This window comes from Rhodomicrobium lacus (assembly GCF_003992725.1).
GTDB classification, from domain to species: domain Bacteria; phylum Pseudomonadota; class Alphaproteobacteria; order Rhizobiales; family Rhodomicrobiaceae; genus Rhodomicrobium; species Rhodomicrobium lacus.
Window position 1 is genome coordinate 1,123,399 of record NZ_RZNF01000012.1, and the last position, 20,470, is coordinate 1,143,868.

General features: G+C 62.3%; 16 protein-coding genes. 3 read left to right on the top strand and 13 right to left on the bottom strand.

Annotated elements, in window-relative coordinates; all coding sequences use genetic code 11:
- Nucleotides 1–26 precede the first annotated feature (26 nt).
- Entirely contained in the window at nucleotides 27–674 is a 648-nt protein-coding gene (locus tag EK416_RS14705; RefSeq protein ID WP_245434102.1) for a histidine phosphatase family protein, read from the top strand.
- Here the strand turns inward: EK416_RS14705 and yddG are convergent.
- The 7 genes from yddG to EK416_RS14740 all read right to left on the bottom strand — a co-directional run bounded on the left by yddG (nucleotide 671) and on the right by EK416_RS14740 (nucleotide 11,466).
- Nucleotides 671–1,603, bottom strand: coding sequence for an aromatic amino acid exporter YddG (gene yddG, locus EK416_RS14710; RefSeq protein ID WP_127078771.1), 933 nt, complete (start codon nucleotides 1,601–1,603; stop codon nucleotides 671–673). The two genes, EK416_RS14705 and yddG, sit on opposite strands and share 4 nt — an antisense overlap.
- Nucleotides 1,604–1,856: 253 nt before the next feature.
- The gene (locus EK416_RS14715) at nucleotides 1,857–2,519 is read right to left on the bottom strand and encodes a ParB-like protein (RefSeq protein ID WP_127078773.1); all 663 of its coding nucleotides are present in this window, start codon (nucleotides 2,517–2,519) and stop codon (nucleotides 1,857–1,859) included.
- Between the two features lie 301 nt (nucleotides 2,520–2,820).
- Nucleotides 2,821–4,494 carry an acyl-CoA dehydrogenase family protein gene (locus EK416_RS14720; RefSeq protein WP_127078775.1) on the bottom strand — a complete coding sequence of 558 codons (1,674 nt, stop codon included), beginning with the start codon at nucleotides 4,492–4,494 and terminating at the stop codon, nucleotides 2,821–2,823.
- 410 nt (nucleotides 4,495–4,904) lie between these two features.
- Nucleotides 4,905–6,776 (bottom strand): hypothetical protein, encoded by a 1,872-nt coding sequence (locus EK416_RS14725; RefSeq protein WP_127078777.1) that lies wholly within the window; start codon nucleotides 6,774–6,776, stop codon nucleotides 4,905–4,907.
- Between the two features lie 53 nt (nucleotides 6,777–6,829).
- Nucleotides 6,830–8,137 (bottom strand): crotonyl-CoA carboxylase/reductase, encoded by a 1,308-nt coding sequence (gene ccrA / locus EK416_RS14730; RefSeq protein ID WP_127078780.1) that lies wholly within the window; start codon nucleotides 8,135–8,137, stop codon nucleotides 6,830–6,832.
- 452 nt (nucleotides 8,138–8,589) lie between these two features.
- Nucleotides 8,590–10,170, bottom strand: a complete 1,581-nt coding sequence (gene serA / locus EK416_RS14735) for a phosphoglycerate dehydrogenase (RefSeq protein ID WP_127078782.1) — start codon at nucleotides 10,168–10,170, stop codon at nucleotides 8,590–8,592.
- A gap of 135 nt (nucleotides 10,171–10,305) precedes the next feature.
- A complete protein-coding gene (locus tag EK416_RS14740; RefSeq protein ID WP_127078784.1) occupies nucleotides 10,306–11,466 on the bottom strand; it encodes a phosphoserine transaminase in 1,161 nt (386 codons plus the stop codon).
- Nucleotides 11,467–11,799: 333 nt separating this feature from the next.
- Here EK416_RS14740 and EK416_RS14745 point away from each other — a divergent pair, with 333 nt between their 5' ends.
- Nucleotides 11,800–12,168: a PepSY domain-containing protein gene (locus tag EK416_RS14745; RefSeq protein WP_127078786.1), complete on the top strand. Its 369-nt coding sequence runs from the start codon at nucleotides 11,800–11,802 to the stop codon at nucleotides 12,166–12,168.
- 336 nt (nucleotides 12,169–12,504) lie between these two features.
- The gene (locus EK416_RS14750; RefSeq protein ID WP_127078788.1) at nucleotides 12,505–13,437 is read left to right on the top strand and encodes an alpha/beta hydrolase; all 933 of its coding nucleotides are present in this window, start codon (nucleotides 12,505–12,507) and stop codon (nucleotides 13,435–13,437) included.
- On the opposite strand, the gene EK416_RS14755 is transcribed toward EK416_RS14750, so the two are convergent.
- From EK416_RS14755 to EK416_RS14780, 6 genes are all read right to left on the bottom strand, one after another.
- Entirely contained in the window at nucleotides 13,434–14,036 is a 603-nt protein-coding gene (locus EK416_RS14755) for a cysteine hydrolase family protein (protein ID WP_127078790.1), read from the bottom strand. The two genes, EK416_RS14750 and EK416_RS14755, sit on opposite strands and share 4 nt — an antisense overlap.
- A 182-nt stretch (nucleotides 14,037–14,218) precedes the next feature.
- Complete coding sequence (locus EK416_RS14760; RefSeq protein WP_127078792.1) at nucleotides 14,219–14,725, bottom strand: CYTH domain-containing protein; 507 nt, start codon at nucleotides 14,723–14,725, stop codon at nucleotides 14,219–14,221.
- A 69-nt stretch (nucleotides 14,726–14,794) separates the two neighbouring features.
- Nucleotides 14,795–16,348: a SpoVR family protein gene (locus EK416_RS14765; RefSeq protein ID WP_127078794.1), complete on the bottom strand. Its 1,554-nt coding sequence runs from the start codon at nucleotides 16,346–16,348 to the stop codon at nucleotides 14,795–14,797.
- The gene (locus EK416_RS14770) at nucleotides 16,348–17,646 is read right to left on the bottom strand and encodes a YeaH/YhbH family protein (RefSeq protein WP_127078796.1); all 1,299 of its coding nucleotides are present in this window, start codon (nucleotides 17,644–17,646) and stop codon (nucleotides 16,348–16,350) included. The genes EK416_RS14765 and EK416_RS14770 overlap by 1 nt, the downstream gene beginning before the upstream one ends.
- Before the next feature lie 10 nt (nucleotides 17,647–17,656).
- Nucleotides 17,657–19,597: a PrkA family serine protein kinase gene (locus tag EK416_RS14775; RefSeq protein WP_127078798.1), complete on the bottom strand. Its 1,941-nt coding sequence runs from the start codon at nucleotides 19,595–19,597 to the stop codon at nucleotides 17,657–17,659.
- A gap of 508 nt (nucleotides 19,598–20,105) precedes the next feature.
- Nucleotides 20,106–20,318, bottom strand: coding sequence for a cold-shock protein (locus tag EK416_RS14780; protein WP_127078800.1), 213 nt, complete (start codon nucleotides 20,316–20,318; stop codon nucleotides 20,106–20,108).
- Nucleotides 20,319–20,470: the final 152 nt, after the last annotated feature.

A 20,470-nucleotide genomic window follows, 5' to 3' on the forward strand; every position in this document is an offset into this window, starting at 1 on the left:
TTGCAGACATCCAGAGGGCATGCGTGATGCTTCTAATTCTCGCTCGGCATGGCAACACCTTTGAAGCGGGCGAAAAGCCCGTGTGGGTTGGCGCGCGCACCGATCTTCCGCTCACGCCAAGAGGCCGCGAGCAGGCCGCCGCCCTCGGTGAGGCGCTGAAACCGTTCGTGCCGCGCATTCGCCGCATAGCCACCGGGCCGCTCGCACGCACGCGCGAACATGCGGAAATCGCCGCAGCGATTGCCGGTTTGACCGTGCCCGTTACCATCGACGACCGCCTACGCGAGATCGACTACGGCGACTGGGAAGGCAAAAGCTCCGAAGAAATCGAGGCTTCGGGCGGCGCCGCGGATCTTGCGGCGTGGAACGAGCGCGGCGTCTGGCCGATTTCCGCCGGGTGGTTGCCCTGCACCTATGCCATCGACGCGAGGGCATCGGCGCTTGCCAGTGAAGCCGCGCGCGATGCGGCGGCGGGCGACGCAGCGCTGTTCGTCACCAGCAACGGCGTCCTGCGCTATTTCCTCAAGCTCGTGCCGGGCGCGTTCGAGGCCGCCGTCAACGACGGCAGCCTCAAGGTCGCGACGGGCAACGTCAGCGCGCTTCGGTTCGACGGCGATGGCTGGCGCATCGTGCTTTGGAACACGAAGCCTCACGAACTCGGCGCTTTGATTTAATCCAGCGCAGAGGCCGATGCTGGCGCGCGCCGCATCCCGCGCATCGTGCGCAGCGCATCGCGGCTGGCCAGAATCGCGCCTCCGGTAATGAGAAGAGCCGCAACCCAGAGCGCGGGCTTCGACGGGCCGAGCCCTGTTGCGGTCAGAAGCGCCGTCGACAACAGCGGCGAGAAATAGGCGAGAACGCCGAGCGTGCGCAGGTCGCCATGCTTGCAGCCGTAGTCCCACACATAGAAGGCGAGACCGATCGGTCCTGCTCCGAGGGCGAGGATGGCGAAAAGCTGCGTGCCCGGCGCGGGCATCACGAAATCTTCGAGCGCGAGGTGCGCTCCCCACGCCAGCACCGCCGTGCCGAGGCAATAGATGGAGACGGCCGCGCTCGGTACACCGCGAAACAGCCGTGTCAGCACCGAATAGCTCGACCATGTCAGTGCCGCCGTCGCGGCCATCGCGTAGCCGAACGCGTTGCCGCCAAGCGACAGCGCCGCGCCGCCGGTGATGGCGAGCGCTGCCCCGGCGAACGCCATCGACACGCCGGAGATATGCCAGACGGTGAGCTTTCCCGCCGAAGCGCGCGCGGGCAGCATCGTGGAAAACATCACGATCAGCACCGGCCAGAGATAATTGACGAGGCTTGCTTCCACGGCGGGCGCGTTCTGCATCGCGAGGAAAAACGCGAAATGATCGACGAAGAACGCCGCCACGCCGAGCGCGACCGGCTTCCAGCCGAGCGAACCGAGGCCCCGCCGCGCGGACGCGTTGGCCGCCAGCCAGACGAAACCCGCCAGCGAGCCGATGGTGAAGGTGAGCGCGACGAGTTCAAGCGGCGGGATCGCGCCCGCAAGCACGGTCAGCGTCGGGAGCAACGCCCAGAGCGGAATGGCAAGAAGGCCGATGGCGGTAGCTTTTCCGCCGCTCGTCATGTGCATTGGAGGGAGTGTCCTGAGATCGATGCGCGGACATACCGCCTGCGCGTGACCGAGGCAATGAAAACCCGCCCGGAATATCCTGCCAAGTCACGCCCAATAAACAAGTCACGCCCAATAAACAAGGCGCTGGCCGTTCGAGCCCGGGAATCCTTACAGAGCGCATCGTTCGAAGAATCCGGGTGACGTGTCTGCGCCGGAGACTTTGACTGCGGGGTCCGCCGCACGCCCCGCGCTAAAGATCTTCTGAATGCTCTCAGGCAGGCGTCGGCGCCGAAGGAACGCGGGCAATCGACACGCCGCCGTTCGCGTGCCAGCCCGGCAACTCTCGTGCCTCGCCCCGGCTCGCGAGTTCCAGAGCGGGGGCAAGCGCCGTCTCGAACTGCGTTTCCACCCTGGTGCGCGCGATCCGCCGCCGCAAGAAGTCGGCCCATAGAAACTCGCTGAACGGCGTACGGTCCTTCGAATAGCCGCCCCCGCGCCGCAACGCGCCCGCGAGGCTGCGGAAAGGATCGTCCGCCATGTCGTCGATCCGGAGCGGGAGGTCGTCATACTCGCGACGGCGCCCTTCATCGTCGAAGGGGTGCACAAGGCCAAGATCGTCCATCACCTCGAAGAAGGTGCCGCTGTCTATGTCGCGGAAGTCCAGAACCGTCTTCACCGCCACCTTCTCTGCGCCGGACAGCAGAAGCGCCGCGAGCAAATGGTGACGGTCGATGGCATAAAGCCGCCCTTTCGGCCCTTTCACCACGGGAACGGCGTGATCGGCGAGATATCGACGGCGCTCGTCCCGCGCCATCGTCTCAAGCTCGTTTGCGCGCCGTTCGACTTCGCGTCGCCCGATAGTCATTTGCGTAGGCCGGAGACCGGCGATTGAAACAGTGTGAAGGACGGGTGCGCGAACGGTTTGAAGGAGCATGCACACTCTCGATGGACGAAGCCGCCTAGCATAAGCCTTACGCTGGAAGCGGCAAAAAAGGTATGGCGGTTTTGTCAACACAGTCATATGGCTTGACGCTGGCCACGCGGTTAAGCAAGCGCTCGCTGCGTTACAGGATCATGACAGCGAGCGGAACCGCGCTCTTCCGGCGCAGCCGAGGTATCGCCTCAACCCGGGGCGCGTGACGCTGCGACCATCGCCGCGAACTGAAAAACCCCGGTAGCGAGACGCCCCGGGGTTCCGATAGCAAGGTTATGGCTCCGTTCGGCGGCCCCCGCCGTCAGTTCCGCTGTTCGAGAAGACGCCGCGCGATCACCTGCGCCTGAATTTCCGCCGCGCCCTCGAAGATGTTGAGAATACGCGCATCGCACAGAACGCGGCTCACCGGATATTCGAGCGCGAAGCCGTTGCCGCCGTGGATCTGCAGCGCGTTGTCCGCCGCCGCCCACGCCACGCGCGCGCCGAGCAGCTTAGCCATGCCCGCTTCGAGATCGCAGCGACGGCCGCCATCCTTCTCGCGCGCGGCGAAATAAGTGAGCTGGCGCGCGATCATCGTTTCGGCGGCCATCATGGCGATCTTGTCGGAGACGCGCGGGAAGTTGATGAGCGTCTTGCCGAATTGCACACGCTCCGTCGCGTAGCGCAACGCGAGGTCCATCGCCGATTGCGCCACGCCGACCGCACGGGCCGCCGTCTGCACGCGCGCGGATTCGAACGTCTGCATGAGCTGTTTGAAGCCCTGGCCTTCCTCGCCGCCGAGCAGGCCGGACACCGGCACCTCGAATTCGTCGAACGAAAGCTCGTATTCCTTCATGCCGCGATAGCCGAGCACCTCGATTTCGCCGCCCGACATACCGACGGCCGGGAATGGATTTTCGTCCGTGCCGCGCGGCTTCTCCGCGAGGAACATCGAAAGGCCCCTGTAGCCGGGCTCCGCCGGGTTGGTACGCGTCAGCACCGTCATGAGGTCCGCGCGAACGGGATGCGTGATCCACGTCTTCTGGCCGGTGATCTTGTACACGTCGCCATCGCGCACTGCGCGCGTCTTGAGCGAGGCGAGGTCCGAACCGGTGTTCGGTTCGGTGAAGACCGCCGTCGGCAGGACTTCGCCGCTCGCCAGCTTCGGCAGCCACTCTTCCTTCTGTTCCTGCGTGCCGCCGCCGAGGATCAGTTCCGCCGCGATCTCAGACCGCGTGCCGAGCGAGCCGACGCCGATATAGCCGCGCGACAGTTCCTCGGAGACGACGCACATCGCCTCCTTGCCGAGACCGAGGCCGCCGAATTCCTCCGGGATGGTGAGGCCGAACACGCCAAGCTCGTTCATTTTCTCGATGGTTTCGAGCGGGATGTATTCGTTCTTGAGATGCCATTCATGCGCGAAGGGCTTCACCTCGGCGTCCACGAAGCGGCGCATCTCCTCGCGCATGGCTTCGAGTGTTTCGTCGAGGCCGCCGTCGCCGAAGTGCCCCGTGCCCTGCGCGTGCTCCACGAGTTCGACGAGCCGCGCGCGCGCCTGACGAGAGTTGGCCTTGATAAGCGCCGCAACGGCGGGCGTCGCGAAAGCATCGCGGTCCGCCGGTTCCAGGTCGAGATCGTGAAAGCGGATGATTTCGGTCTGGCTCATCGGGATGCCGCCGAGGATCTGCGCCGCGTATTCGCCGACGCCGATCTGGGTCAGGAGCGCTTCCGTCTCGCCGAAACGGCCTTCGTCGGTGAGGCGGTGGGCGTAGGCCGCCATCTGCCGCAGGGCCTGGGCATAGGTCGCCAGCCACGCAAGACCGTGGGCGGCGTGCTGCTCGCGCTCGATCAGCGCGTTGGACAGCTTGCCGTCCTCCGTGACGCGGGCGCGGATATTGTCGGTGGCACGGGCAAGCAAGCGGTCGGCGTTGGCGGCGGCCTCGTCGCAGAGCTGAAGCAAGTCCGGAGCCACAACGGGAGTGGAAGACTGGCTCATCGGCCTTATCCTTTCATGCGGTTCTTGGAATTTAGACCACACATTGGCGCGTTTTCGCAGATGCACAATTGCGCTTAAGTTTATACCCGCGATGCCAGTTCGCGGAGAATTGCCTTCGGGCAGGCGGACGCTTGGGATGATTTGGGGCGGGAAACCGTCAGGCCCGGCTTTCGAGGCGCCTTTGCGGGCGGCACGAAATGGCGTTCGCCGCAATCGGCCCGGCGCACGAGCGCGGTGGGGCGAGCGGCAAATCGACATGACTTACGGGTGCCATGCCGCTTGAGGCATCGGCCTTTCAAAGAATCGAAGGCGCGCCCCCGGACGCGCTCGATGCATCCGAACGGGGCATGCACGGCGGAAGCGGAACCCGGTGAAGCGCTGAGCTTCACCGGGGGTGTGCCTGGCGGCGCCTATTTCTTTTTGCCGAAGACCATGTCGAGCCACAGGCTGAAGAACGTCTTCTGCTCTTGTGGCTTCTGCCGCTCGGCGGGCTTCGCGGGCGCAGGCTCATCCGGCTGCGCGGGCGCCGGCTCCTGCGGCTGCGCCGCCTCGTAAACGGGAACGGGTTGCGCTTCCGCCACGGCTTCGGGCTGATACGGCGCGGCTTCCTGCGGCTGGGCCGGGGCAGCCTCTTCGGACGGCTGGGTGGCTTCGAATACGGGCACCGGCTGTGCCTCCACCGGCGTTTCGTGCGCGCCGTACTCCTGTATCGGCCCGGAAGTAACATCAGCGGGCGAGCCGAGATCGTGCGTTGCCTCGACCACGTCGCGCGCCGAAATCACATCTACAGGCGCGGGCTCGGCGACCTCCGACAAAGCGCTTTCCGCCCGCTCCGCAGGCGCGATTTCAGGAGCGACCTCGACCGCCGCAGGCTCCGCCTCTTCGGCCACCGCAGCAGCGGTCGTCTCCGCAGGCTCGACCGGCGACGCCTGGGGTTCGGTCGCTTCTTCGGACGAAGTGCTTTCAAGGCGCTCGGCGATATCTTCGACGCGCGCATGAACCTCGCCCAACGCGTCGCCCCCGCCGCCCTGTAGAACGCCCTCTATGCTCGGATCGGCGGCGGTTCCATCAACCGGAGCCGCGTCCGATTCCGCAGCGGGAGCAGGCGCTTCGCCTTGCGGCTCGTTGTCCTGCGTGATCGCGACGTTGTCGTGAAGGTAGGCCGGCGCGTCCTGATTTTGGACAGTCTCGATGCCGTGAGCCGCCGCAACATCATCGACACGCCCTTTCGCCTCGGCAGCGAGATCGTCGAAGCTGACACCGCGCGGCTCCGTGGCGGAATCGTCAAGCACGGGTTTGGCTTCTTCAGCCGCAGCGACGTTTTCGCGAAGATGGGCGGGTGCGTCATGATGATGGACGGTTTCGACACCGTAGCTTTTCGCCACCTCCTCGACACGCGCTGTCGCCTCTCCCGCGAGATCGTCGAAGGAAACAGCCCGCGGCTCCGTGGCGCTCGTATCGAGGGCAGGCGCGGGTGCGGAAGCCTCGTCGGATGAGCCTTCGGATTCGGAAGCGGCAGGCCGTTCCGTCGCTTCCACAGGACCGCCGATCACCGGCTCCGCGGGAGCGCTGTCGGGCATCGAGGGAGCGTCGGCTTCGTCGATGACGCTTTCGGAATGCGCAGCCGCCACGTTTTCGTGGAGATGCGCGGGCGCCTCGTGATGATGGACAGTCTGAATGCCGTAGCTTTTCGCCACGTCCTCGACCCGCGCCTTCGAAGCGGCGGAAAGGGCATCGAAGCTCGGGCCCTCGGGAAGCGGCTGCCAGCTTGCGACGGCGACGTCATCGGCTGGAACCCGCGCGACGGGAGCGGCTGACGATTCGGCATCGTCGCTCGCTGCTTCAGGCTGCGATTCGGGTGCGGACTCGACGGCACCGGCTTCCGCCGGGTCATTTTCCGCCGACGCGGAAACATCTTCTTCGACGCCTTCTTCTCTGACCTTCTCGGAGGGCACAGCCTCAGTCGCCTCAAGGACAGGCGCGGATGCAGCGGGCGTGTCGCCGGACGCAGGCAGGAAAGCGCGCACGGCATCGAGCTTCTTCGAGGCAAGATAAAAGGGGTTGCCGTGCAGATCGAGTTCGATCGCAACGCGCGTGAGTTCGAGCGCCGACGCAAAGCTCGACGGCGCGCTTTCGCTGGCATTCGCGATATCCGCGCCCACCGCGTCGGCAAGATCGTTGATGGCGCGCCCGGCCGCGTCGGCCTGCGCTCCAAGCTCGGCGTAAGCAGCCGCGTTAAGGCTGCTCAACGCCTTTTGTAGGTCGTCGGATGCTCGCGTCATGTCTGGCTCCAGTTCTTTTTCCGTGGACTCGGAGTCAGAACGAAGCCGGGTCGTCAACCGAACCGCGCTTTGGATGCCTCGATCGCATCCTCGAATGTACGCAAACCCGTATGCGGAGCGCTGACGAGTACCGCCATATTACCCGGCCGATGCTCGTTCTTCCACATGCGCATATGCGCTTTCGGTATGTCGGTCCACGGAAAAACTTCACTCATGCACGGGTCAATTCGCCGCTCAATCATGAGTTTGTTAGCCTGGCTCGCCTGCAACAGATTGGCGAAGTGCGATCCCTGCAAGCGCTTCTGGTGCATCCAGAGATAACGCGCGTCGAGCGTGAGATTATAGCCCGTCGTGCCCGCGCAGATCACCACCATGCCGCCGCGCTTCACGACGAACACGGACACCGGAATCGTGGATTCGCCCGGGTGCTCGAAGACGAAATCGACGTTGTTACCCTTGCCGGTATGCTCCCAGATCGCTGCGCCGAACTTCCTGACTTCCTTGAACCACTCCGCATATTCGGGCGTGTTCACCTTGGGCATCTGGCCCCAGCACTTGAAGTCCTTGCGGTTGATCGTTCCTTTTGCACCGAGTTGCATGACGAAGTCGCGCTTGTCGTCCTCGGACACCACACCGATGGCGTTCGCGCCGGACGCCGCGCAGAGCTGCACCGCGAACGAGCCGAGGCCGCCCGAAGCGCCCCAGACGAGTACATTATGACCGGGGCGCAGCACGTGAGGGCGATGGCCGAACAGCATGCGGTAGGCGGTCGCGAGCGTCAGGGTGTAGCACGCGCTTTCTTCCCAGGTGAGGTGCTTCGGGCGCGCCATGAGCTGGCGATCCTGAACGCGCGCGAACTGCGCGAAGCTGCCGTCCGGCGTTTCATAGCCCCAGATGCGCTGGGACGGCGAGAACATCGGGTCTCCGCCGTTACACTCCTCGTCGTCGCCGTCGTCCTGGTTGCAGTGCACAACGACTTCGTCGCCGACCTTCCAGCGCTTCACCTTAGAGCCCACGGCCCAGACGATGCCCGACGCATCGGAACCGGCGACATGGAACGGCGCCTTGTGGACGTCGAACGTGGAAATCGGGGTTCCGAGCGCGGCCCACACGCCATTATAGTTCACACCCGCGGCCATCACGAGAATGAGCACGTCGTGGCTGTCGAGCTTCCAGGTCGGCACGACTTCCATCTGCATGGCATCTTCCGGCGGCCCGTGGCGCTCGCGGCGGATCGCCCATGCGTACATCTTTTCGGGGACATGGCCGAGCGGCGGGATTTCGCCGACCTCATACAGGTCCTTCAGGCCCTCCCCTGAGGTGGAGGACGCGGATTGCTTGAATGCAATCACCTCACTCATATTCTGCTCCTTGCAGCGGCAACCCGAAGGTTTTCTGTCCTTGGTTGCAGCGCAGCATGATCCTTTTGTGTGCAGGGCAATATTGGCAAAAAGTCGAGTCTGAGCGGGAAAAGTTCGCGTCTTTGCCCCGCAAACACAAACGAGTCGAAGCCAGGACTCGTTCCTCGAACAAGCTCGGCCTTGAGGATACCAAACGAAATAAAAGGGGTTGCAGTCCTGATGCGCAGGTCTTCCGCGCTTGCCGAACGTTTGGCTGCCCTTTTTGGGGTCGGGGGGAAAAACGGGTGCAAAAAAAATCCCGCGAACGTCGTTCGCGGGACAGCTATCTGAAGAAGATGCGAGCGCAGTAACGAGCGCTGGCTTACAGCGTCGTGCGGTAAATCGGACGCTGCAAGTCGTGCTTGTCGATCAGCTTCTCCGCGTCAAATCGAGCCCGATCTGACGCGGATCATCTAGAAGCTGAGGCGCGCGGCGCGCACGACGTGCGGCAACGCCAGCGCCTTCTCGATGGTCGCATCGCTCACCGGCTCGTCGACGGTGACGAGCGCCATCGCCTTGCCGCCCTGCGCTTCGCGGCCGAGGTTGAACGTCGCAATGTTGACACCCTCATTGCCGAGCAGCGTGCCGAGCGCGCCGATGTGGCCCGGCTTGTCGGCGTTCACCGTGAACAGCATGTTTGGCGCGAACTCGGCGTCCATGGGAACGTGATTGATCTGGATGACGCGCGGCTTGCCATCGGAGAACACCGTTCCGGCGATGGAAATTTCCTGCTTCTCGGTCTTCAGCGTCACGCGGATATAGGTTTCGTAGGCGCCTTCCTGACCGCGCTTCGTTTCCTCGACCTTGATGCCGCGTTCCTTCGCGACCGCCGGACCCGACACCATGTTGACGTGCAGGAAGTGGCGCAGAACGCCCGAGATCGCCGCGGAGGTCAGCGCGCGCGTGTTCATGTCGGCAACATCGCCCGCATATTCGAGGCGGATGAAGTTCGGCGCGGCTTCGGTGAGCTGGCCGGCAAAAGAGCCGAGCAGTTCGGCGAGCTTCACGAACGGCTTCAGCTTCGGCGCTTCTTCCGCCGTGATCGACGGGAAGTTGACGGCATTAGAAATCGCGCCGGTGAGAAGGTAATCCGCCATCTGCTCGGCCACCTGAAGCGCGACGTTCTCCTGCGCTTCCGACGTGCTCGCGCCGAGATGCGGCGTGGCGATCACGTTCGGCAGATTGAACAGCACGTTCTCTTTCGCGGGTTCCACCTCGAACACGTCGAGCGCCGCACCGGCCACATGACCCGCCTTGATGGCATCCGCCAGCGCCTGTTCGACGATGAGGCCGCCACGGGCGCAATTGATGATGCGCACGCCCTTCTTCATCGTGTCGATGGACTCGGCGTTGATGATGTTCTTCGTCTTTTCCGTCAGCGGCGTGTGCAGCGTGATGAAGTCCGCGCGGCGGAACAGTTCCTCAAGCGTGACGCGCTCGACGCCGAGGTCGAGCGCGCGCTCTTCCGTCAGGAAGGGGTCGAACGCGATGACCTTCATGCGAAGGCCCTGCGCGCGATCCGCAACGATGGAGCCGATATTGCCGCAGCCGATGATGCCGAGTGTCTTGGACGTGATTTCGACGCCCATGAACTTCGACTTTTCCCACTTGCCCGCGTGCGTGGAGCGGTCCGCTTCCGGGATCTGGCGGGCGAGCGCCGTCAGCAGCGAAATGGCATGCTCTGCGGTGGTGATGGAGTTGCCGAACGGCGTGTTCATGACGATGACGCCGCGCGCGGTGGCGGCGGGCACGTCCACGTTATCGACGCCGATGCCCGCGCGGCCCACCACTTTCAGACGTTCGGCGGCGGCGAGCACCTTTTCGGTGACCTTCGTCGCGGAGCGGATGGCGAGACCGTCGTAATTGCCGATGATTTCGGCGAGTTGGTCCTTGTCGAGGCCGATCTTGGTATCGACTTCGATGCCGCGATTCTTGAAGATTTCAGCGGCGGCGGGAGAAAGCTTGTCAGCGACAAGCACGCGAGGCGCAGTCATGGTGTGTCTCCTGAAAACGTCCAGAGACAGAAACGGTGTGTCATCGCGGGATTGACCCGTCAATCCAGGTCGCGGGCTCTGGAGGTTCCGCCGCTGGATGGCCGGGTCGAGCCCGGCCATGACAGAGGATGAACCTTAAGCGGCGACCTTGGCCTTCGCGTTGGCGAAAGCCCAGTCGAGCCACGGCAGGAGCGCTTCGAGGTCCGACGCCTCGACGGTCGCGCCCGCCCAGATGCGAAGCCCGGCAGGCGCATCGCGATAAGCACCGATGTCGAGCGCAGCGCCTTCCTTTTCGAGCGTGGAGGCGATGTCCTTGGCGACGGCGGCCTGAGCCTCCGGGGTCGCGATCTCGGGATCGACGATCTTGAGGCACACGCTGGTGTTGGAGCGCGTGGACGGCACGGTGGCGAGGAAGTCGACCCACGGCGTCTTCTCGACCCAGTCGGCGAGCACCTTGAAGTTCGCGTTGGAGCGCGCCTGAAGCGCCTTGAGGCCGCCGAGACTTTCCGCCCAGTTCAGCGCGTCGAGATAGTCTTCGACGCAGAGCATGGACGGCGTGTTGATGGTGGAGCCTTCGAAGATCTCGCGGTTGAGCTTGCCGCCCTTCGTCATGCGGAATAGCTTCGGCATCGGCCACACCGGCGTGTAGCTTTCGAGGCGTTCGACGGCGCGCGGAGACAGGATCAGAATGCCGTGCTGCCCTTCGCCGCCAAGCACCTTCTGCCAGGAGAAGGTGACGACATCGAGCTTCGACCAGTCGAGATCCTGCGCGAATGCCGCCGAAGTGGCGTCGCAGAATGTGAGACCTTCGCGATTGTCGGGAATGAAGTCGCCGCTCGGAACGCGGACGCCCGATGTGGTGCCGTTCCAGGTGAAGACGACGTCGTTGCGGAAATCGGCCTGGCCGAGGTCGGGAAGCTCGCCATAGGGCGCGTCGAACACGCGCACATCCTTCAGCTTGAGCTGCTTCGTGATGTCCGTGACCCAGTCCTTGCCGAAGCTTTCCCAGGCGAACACGTCAATGCCACGGGCGCCGAGAGCCGACCACATGGCCATTTCAAACGCGCCGGTATCGGAAGCGGCGACGATGCCGATGAGATAATCCTGCGGCACACCGAGGATTGCGCGCGTCTTGTCGATCGCGAGCTTCAGCTTGGCCTTGCCGGGCTTCGAGCGGTGCGACCGACCCAGTTCCGCGGTCTTGAGGTTTTCGAGGGAATAGCCGGGGCGCTTGGCGCAAGGGCCGGAGGAGAAATGCGCGACATTGGGGCGCGCGGCAGGCTTGGTGGCCGTCATAGCGGTCTACCCTTTCAGATAGTTGCTTCCCGGTGGGGGGAAGTGTCCCGCGACGACGCATAAGCGCGCGTTTGTATTGTGTCAACAGAAATGGGTTTGCCATTATTAACTTGGACAGCAGGTAATGCTAGAGAATTGGGAAAACGGGAAACTTTCACAAGCCTGCGCTGTTCTGCCTTACCGCGCGGCCGCGAACCAGAAGACTTGCCAGGCAGTACAGATTTTTGCAGGCATGCCTTTCTTCGCGCCGTGTTTTTTTGAGTATCAGTCGCTCAATTTCGGAACTCGTTGTTCCAATTTCGGCGATATATCAACGGTCAAAGGAAACGAAGAATGCGTAACCCGTTCCGATCTGCTGCCGTAGCTTTTTCCGTCGCAACATCAGCAGCCTTGCTTGCTTCGCCCAACGCCTTCGCAAAGGACGATGACTCCCGGCGGGAGATCCATCAGGGCATCAAGCAGGGAGACATCAAGTCGCTCTCCGACATCCTCGTGATCTCGAAAGACAAGGTCGTCGGCGAGGTGATCGAAGCCGAAATCGACCGCAAGGGCGGCAAGTGGCTCTACGAACTCGAAGTGATCGATCCCGAGGGGTTGAAGTCCAAGGTGAAGGTCGACGCCAAGACCGGCGATGTAGTGGAAGGCGCCCGGAAGGCCCAGCGCGAGGAGCGCAGGGAAGAACGCCGCGAGGAGCGCCGCTAGTGGTCCGATTCCGACATTTGCATCCGCTTGCAGCACGCTTGCGAGCAAATGTGGAATCGAAAGGACCACTAGCAACATGATGATTCTAGTGGAGCTTTTGAATTTTGACATTTGAGCGAGAGCGCGCAGCCACCGGGACTCAAATGTGAAATTCGCTCCACTAGCGTCGCGCGTTGAATCGGCATCGATCTGACGCCGACAGGCTGATCGACAAACACATCTACAGCGTCGTGCGGCGTGCGATTTTGCGGCACGACGCTGTAGAAACCGATTTCCCTTCGTGCTCGCCGAACAGCAATCCGGTAATATCGGAGCGGCCAACGCGGGGGCAATTCGATGAAATGGATATCGCTATGCGCGGCAGCGGCGCTGGCGCTTCTGACGGCAGATGCGTCGGCGTGGTCCGAGCGCGGCGTCGCGCTCGGCGAACTTCATGGCACGATAATCCTGCCTGAAGGAAAACCGTCAACCGCCGTTCTCATCCTGCCGGGTTCCGGCCCGGTCGACCGCAACGGCAACATCCCCGGCATGCCGAACAACAGCCTCAAAATGGTGGCGACAGGTCTGGCGGATCAGGGGATCGCGTCGCTGCGCATCGACAAGCGCGGCGTGGCCGAAAGCCGCGCCGCTGCCCCGCGAGAGGAAGACTTGCGCTTCGATACATATGTCGAAGATGCGGTCCGCTGGATCGGTCTTCTTCGCTCGCAGGATGGAATTTCGTCAGTGGCGGTGCTCGGCCATAGCGAGGGGGCGCTGGTGGCGACGCTTGCGGCACAGCGCGCCGACGTTTCGGCGCTCGTTCTGATCGCCGGACCGGGCGTCCCGTTTGCAGAACTGCTCGACCGGCAGTTGGCAAAGGCAGGCACTCCGGAGGCCCTTCGCGCCGCGTCGCGGACGATCTCGGCAAAACTCCAGCGCGGCGAGGGTGTTGAAGCCGTTCCGCCGGAGCTTTTCGCGCTCTATCGACCGAGCGTGCAACCCTACCTCATCTCGCTTCTCCGCCTCGATCCGGTGGCCGAACTCGCCAAGGCGCGATGCCGCGTCCTCATCGTGCAAGGCACGACAGACGTCCAGATCGAGACCGCCGACGCCGAGCGCCTTGCGAAGGCCCGGCCGGATGCGAAGATGGCGATTATCGAGGGGATGAACCACGTTCTGAAAGATTCGCCGCCGGATCGGGCGGCGAACATCAAAACATATGCCGAACCCGACAGGCCGCTCTCGGCGCGGCTCATCCCCGTCATCGCCGAATTCCTGAGCGGGCGTTAAGCGCCAAGCTCCGCAAGAAACGCATCATGCGTGAGCGGGCGCGAGAACAGCGCGAAGTCCTTCGTCGTCGCGACGCGCTGCTCTTCCTCGCTCAGCGCCGCCGTGCAGTCGGTGAGAGTGACGACATGGAACCCGCGCTCATAAGCCGAGCGCATGGTGCTTTCCACGCAGCAATTGGTGAGGAAGCCCGCAAGCACGACGTTCGTCACGCCGCGCTGGCGCAACACGAAATCGAGATTGGTGCTGGCGAAGCAGTCGAGGCCGCGCTTGCCCTCGATGACGATATCGCCCGGCTGCGGCGTCAGTTCCTCGATGATTTCCGCGCCCCAGGTGCCCTTGCGAAAGGCTTGCCCCGCCACGATGCCGGCGAGAATGCCGTAAGGGTTCGACGGGATTTCCGGATATCCTTCCGCGAAGCTGATCGCGGCATGCATGATGGTCGCGCCGCGGGCCCGCGCCTCTTCGACGGTCGCGAGCGTATTGGCAAGCATGTTCGTGCTCTCCATCACGCCCTTGACGCCCTCGTAATTCGCGCCGCCCGGTTTCACGAAGTCGTTCTGATATTCGATGAGCACGAGCGCTGTGGTTCTCGGGTCCATGCTGGTCCTCCCTTGGTATTCGCGAATGCTGTCCATCGAGAATGACCGGGAGATGAAAATCCGACAAGGCGCCGTCATCGCCACGGAAGGAATGGGCGCCGTCTCATCGCGGCACTTAAGTTTTTGCCGGATCGCACTTTTCTCCGCTCGACTGATATCAGCGTGGATTGTCCGACGCCCGATCAAATTTCCGGATTTGAGGAGCTTTCCCACGCCGGAAGCGCTCCCCACCGCGAAAATGGCCGCTTGCAGAGGCTCGCATTCGAATAGCGAGGGTCGCCGCTGACGTCTGCTCCGATCCATGACGGCAGCGGAAAGCGGTGATCTTCGTGCGGCAGTTCGATTTCGGCAACCACGAGACCTTCGTTGTCGCCGTGAAACACGTCGATTTCCAGGATCAGGCCGTGCCAGGGCAGAAGATGCCGCCGCTTTTCGATGACCGAGCCTTCGCGAAGCGCCATGAGAGCCGCCGCGTGATCGAGGGGGATGTCATATTCGAATTCCTGGCGCCGGATGCCCACGCCAGCGGATTTGAGTGTGAGGGTCGCTTTATTTTCGCGGGTGCGTATGCGAAGCGAAAGCTTGCCGGTGTTCGCCAGATAGGCTTGACGGATCATTGAACCGCCGTCGGCTTCCGCCCGCCAGCCATCGTTGACGACAAGAAATTTTCGCTCGATTTCGAAAGGCATGATTTTTCGGCAGGTGCATCAAGGTTGGGTGCGTTTCCGGGCACCTTAACGCCCCTGCCTGAAAACTCGCTAAACGAACGGATGCACCGGCTCCGCCGTGTGCCTGGTGGAGATGTCGCCCTTGTCGTTTGCTTCCGTCAGATGAACCTCGTAGCCCCACAAATTGGCGAGGTGCTGCAGCACGCGCTCGGCGTCCTCCTCCTCCAGCATGACCCCGTCGACCACATTATGGCGCAGTTCGAGGCGTCGGTCGCCTTCAAGGTCCACGTCCACGATCTGGATGTCGGGATCGTGGCGCGAGACGTCGTAATGCCGCGCCAGCGCACGGCGAACACGCATATAGCCGCGCTCGTCGTGGATGGCGTCGACTGAAAGGTCCTTTTCGCTGGCGTCGTCCGTCACAAGGAAGAGGCCCATCTTGCGGATGACGGCAGGGCTGAGGAACTGCGAGACGAAGCTCTCGTCGCGATAGTTCGCCCAGATGTCCTTCAGCGTCTCGATCGGATCGCCATTTCCGGCGATGTCCGGGAACCATGCGCGGTCTTCCGCGGTCGGGTCCACGCACATGCGCTCGATATCCTTCATCATCGTGAAGCCGAGCGCATACGGATTCAGGCCGTAATAGCGGCGGTCGTCGAAGTCCGGCTGCGCAACGACGTTCGTGTGCGAGTGCAGGAATTCGAGGTAGGCCCCCTCCGTGATGCGACCGCGATCATAGAGCCGCTGCATGATCTCGTAGTGGGTGTAGGTTGCGCAGCCCTCGTTCATCATCTTCGTCTGGCGCTGCGGATAGAAATATTGGGAGATGAGCCGGACGATACGGATCACTTCACGCTGCCACGGCTTCAGGCGGGGCGCCGTCTTTTCAAGGAAGTAAAGCACGTTCTCCTCGGGCAGACCGAGAAGCGCGCGGCGACGGTCGCGCTCGGTGGCGCGTTTCTTCGCCTTGCCGCCGGGCGTTTCCGGCACCGTTCTCCAGAGATCGTTGAACAGCCGTTCGCCGTGCTCGCGCCGCTCGCGTTCGCGTTTCTGCTCGGAGCGCAGATCCATCTGCCGCTTGCCGGGATAGCGGTGAATGCCCTGATTTTGCAGAGCGTGCGCAGCGTCGAGCACGCGCTCGACCTCGGCCTGACCGTATTTGTCCTCGCAATCCGCGATGAAATTCTTCGCGAACGCCAGATAATCGAGGATGCCGTCGGCGTCGGTCCACTGCTTGAAAACGTAATTGTTCTTGAAAAAGTGGTTGTGCCCGTATGCCGCGTGCGCCAGCACCAGCGTCTGCATGGTGGCGGTGTTCTCTTCGAGGAGATACACGACACACGGGTTGGAGTTGATGACGATTTCGTAGGCGAGGCCCTGCCAGCCCTTGCGGTAGAGGGTTTCGTTGCGCACGAACTGCTTGCCGAAGGACCAGTGTCTGTAGAAAAGCGGCATGCCGGTGGAGGCGTAGGCGTCGAGCATCTGCTCGGTCGTGATGACTTCGATCCGCGGCCGATAGATATCGAGCTTGAGTTCGTCGCCTATCTCCGCCACCCCGTCATAGATGCGCGACAGAGTGTCGAAATCCCAGTCGCTATCCTTGTACAGAAGCGGACCGTCCCTGCCTGCCGTTACCGTCGTCATCAGGCCCCCGTGGTTGCTGCGTTGCTCTTCCGTTCAAACAACTCCCGGAAGACAGGATAGATGTCGCGGCGGTCGCGAACTTTTCGCATCGCCATGGGCAGTTTCGGCGAGAGGATCATATCATAGGCCCGCCAGAGCGTGCTCGGCGGCTCGACCGAGCGGCGGCGCTCCTCCGGCTCGCGGCCAACCTCGATATAAGCGTAATACTGGCAAAGCGGCAGGATCGACGTCTTGAGGAGCGATACCGTCTTTTCGTTGTCGATCGGCAGATTGTCGCCATCCGAAGCCTGTGCGGCGTAGATGTTCCAGACGCCCGGCGGGAAACGGTCGTGCACCACCCTGATCATTTCTTCGAGCGCGGTCGACACAACGGTGCCGCCCGTCTCGCGGGCGTGGAAGAACGTGTCCTCGTCAACCTCTTTCGCCTCGTGGGTATGGCGGATGAACACCACCTCCACGTAGCGATAACGACGGCTGAGGAACAGGTAGAGAAGGCTGTAGAAGCGCTTCGCAAGATCCTTCAGATGCTCGTCCATGGAGCCGGACACATCCATCAGGCAGAACATGACCGCCTGGGCGACGGGTTTCGGCTCCATCTCGAAACGGCGATAGCGCACATCGACGGGATCGATGAATGGAATCGCGATGGACCGCTTCGCCTGCCTTTTCAACGCTTCGCGGATTTCGAGGATTTTGTCCTCGTTGCCGCCTTCCGTTTCAAGCTGCTTGAGCTGCGCTTCGAGTTCGGCGATCTCCTCTACCTTGGGACGCCTCAGCGCTATCCGGCGGGCGAGGCTCTTGCGCATCGTCTGCTGGATCGAGAGCGACGCCGGCGGGCCGGATGACCGGTATCCCGCGCGGCGCGGTTGCTCCTTGCCTTCGCCCATGACCTGACGCTTGGCGAGATCGGGAAGTTCCAGGTCTTCAAGGAAGAGGTCGATGAACTCCTCATCCGAAAGCGCGAAGCGAAATTCGTCCTCGCCGCTTCCGTCCGCGCTGGCGCCGCCCTTGCCGCCGCCCGAGGGCGGCCGCTCGATGCTGTCGCCCTCGATATAGGACTTGTTACCCGGCAGAAGATATTCGCGACTGCCACCCTTGCTGCTTCGGCGCAGCGAAGGCTCGTGCACACCGTCCACGGGGACGACGATTTCGCCGCCCTTGCCCGTGTCCGTGATCTTGCGGTCCTTCGAGGCTTCCCGCACCGCGTGCCGGACAAGCGCCCGAGCGCGGCGGATGAACCGCTGCCTGTTGCCTATACTCTTGCCGCTCGCATCGCGACGCCGATCAATGATGTACACGTTTCGTAGCCTAGCCCGCCTGTCTAACGCGCATGTACCATTCCACCAGTCTGCGAACCTGACGCTCGGTGTAGCCTCGCGCCACCATCCGCTCGACGAACTCGCTGTGCTTCTTCTCGGTTTCGCCGTCCTTCTTCGAACCGAAGCTGATCACAGGAAGCAGGTCTTCCACCTGGCTGAACATGCGCCGCTCGATGACTTCCCGAATCTTCTCGTAACTCGTCCAACTCGGGTTCTTGCCACCGCGCTGCGCTCGCGCCCTCAGTGTAAACTTGACGACCTCGTTGCGGAAGTCCTTCGGGTTCGCGATGCCGGCCGGCTTCTCGATCTTCGAAAGCTCCTGATTGAGAAGCTCGCGATTCAGGAGTTGCCCGGTGTCGGCGTCCTTGAAATCCTGATCCTCGATCCAGGCATCGGCATAGGCAACATACCTGTCGAACAGGTTCTGGCCGTAGTCGTGATAGGATTCGAGATAGGCTTTCTGGATCTCGTTCCCGATGAACTCAGCATAACGGGGACCGAGTTCCGTCTTTATGAACTCGATATACGAGCTTTCGATGTCATCGGGGTATTGCTCGCGGCGGATGGCCTGTTCCAGCACATACATGAGATGCACCGGATCGGCGCCCACTTCCTGCGTATCGTGGTTGTAGGTGGCCGACAGCGTCTTGAACGCGAAGCGCGTCGAGATGCCGTCCATGCCTTCGTCCACGCCCGCATGATCGCGGTATTCCTGCATGGTGCGCGCCTTCGGATCGACCTCTTTCAGGCTTTCACCGTCATAGACGCGCATCTTCGCGTAAAGGCTCGAATTCTCGTGCGGCTTGAGACGCGACAGCACCGAGAAGCGCGCCAGCATTCCGAGCGTACCGGGCGCGCATGGCGCATTTGCCAGTTCCGACGACCGGATGAGCTTGTCGTAGATCTTTTCTTCTTCTTGGACACGCAGGCAGTACGGAACCTTGATCACGTAGATACGGTCGATAAAGGCTTCGTTCGTCTTGTTGTTCTTGAAGCTGCGCCACTCGGCTTCGTTCGAGTGCGCCATGATGATGCCGTTGAACGGGATCGAGCCGATGTTTTCGGAGCCGACATAATTGCCGTCCTGCGTCGCCGTCAGGAGCGGATGCAGCATCTTGATCGGCGCCTTGAACATTTCGACGAATTCGAGCACGCCCTGGTTCGCGCGGTTCAGACCGCCGGAATAGGAATAGGCATCCGGATCGTTCTGGGCGAGCAGTTCGAGGCGGCGGATGTCCACCTTGCCCACGAGAGAGGAAACGTCCTGATTGTTCTCGTCGCCCGGCTCGGTCTTCGCGATACCGATCTGGCGAAGCCGCGACGGCGTGATCTTCGCGACCTTGAACTTGGTGATGTCGCCGCCGAATTCGTCGAGCCGCTTCAGGCACCATGGGCTCATAAGGCCAGTAAGGCGGCGCTTCGGAATGCCGTATTCAGCCTCGATTCGGTCGCCCATCGCTTCGCGGTCGAACAGGCAGAGCGGGCTTTCGAAGATCGGGGACAACTCGTCGCCGGCCTTCAGAACGTAGATCGGCTTCTGCTCCATCAGCGCCTTGATGCGCTCGGCGAGCGAAGACTTGCCGCCGCCGACCGGCCCGAGCAGATAGAGGATCTGCTTGCGCTCCTCAAGGCCCTGAGCACCCTGACGGAAAAAGGCGACGATCCGCTCGATCGTCTCTTCCATGCCGTAGAACTCGGCGAAAGCCGGATAAACCCGGATGGTCCGGTTCATGAATATGCGGCCGAGACGGGAATCCTTCGAAGTGTCCACCATCTCCGGCTCGCCGATGGCGGCGAGCAGCCTCTCATGCGGAGAGGCGTACATGAGCGGATCCGTCTTGCACCCCTTAAGATACTCCGCCAGACTCATAACGGTTTCGCGTCTTGCCTCGAAACCGCGCGCATAGGTGTCAAACAAATCAGTCGACATCGCGACCCCGCTGATCTTCGTTGGAGATAAGTCTTGGAGTGAGCGTGAGGAACCCCATGCCCCTTCTCTCTGCCCCAAGAGGGCCAGGGTAAATGGACCCGGCAAGGCTGCTCGGCGGACACTTCATCGCCACGAGCTCGGTCGAGAGTGCCCAGATTTTATGTCGGACGTGAGATTGCCAATGGAAGGGGGTCCAGCCGCATGGAGAAGAATTAAACGTCTGATTTGGAGATTGATCCAATGCTGAACCCGTTGCCCAATCCGGAACTGATGATGTCCCCTATGCAAACAGGATGCCGAAACCCGCGCATCCCCGCCCGACGCTTAAATAATAAGCATCGGCAGGGCGATTGAAAAGCACTACCTTCGGAAGAGATGGAATAAGGCACGCACGCCGGGTCAAAACCAACACTGTGGTTAAGGCATGCTGGCGCTGCGAAACCTAAGCGCAGCAGAAATGGAATAAAAAAGAGCGCGGTTTCCCGCGCTCCTCAAAAAATACTGGTCTTTAAGCGACCTGCAGATTACCCGCCGAGGTCTTGCCGGTGCGGCGGTCCGTCTGGATTTCAAAAGAAACCTTCTGGCCCTCGACGAGGCCGCGGAGACCGGCGCGCTCCAGAGCGCTGACGTGAACGAAAACGTCCTTGCCGCCGTCATCAGGCTGAATGAAACCATAGCCCTTTTGGCTGTTGTACCATTTCACGACGCCCACGTTGCTCATGGGTATGTCCTTTCGCTAGATAGAAATCTGCCACGCAGCCGAGCCACGCGACGGGTAGTCGATGGATGGAGAGGTAGGAACACGTGGCCTAGCGCGAAAGGCGAGGCGAAACGGCCCAAATCGTCCGGCCAAATCGATACGGCGAATATAGG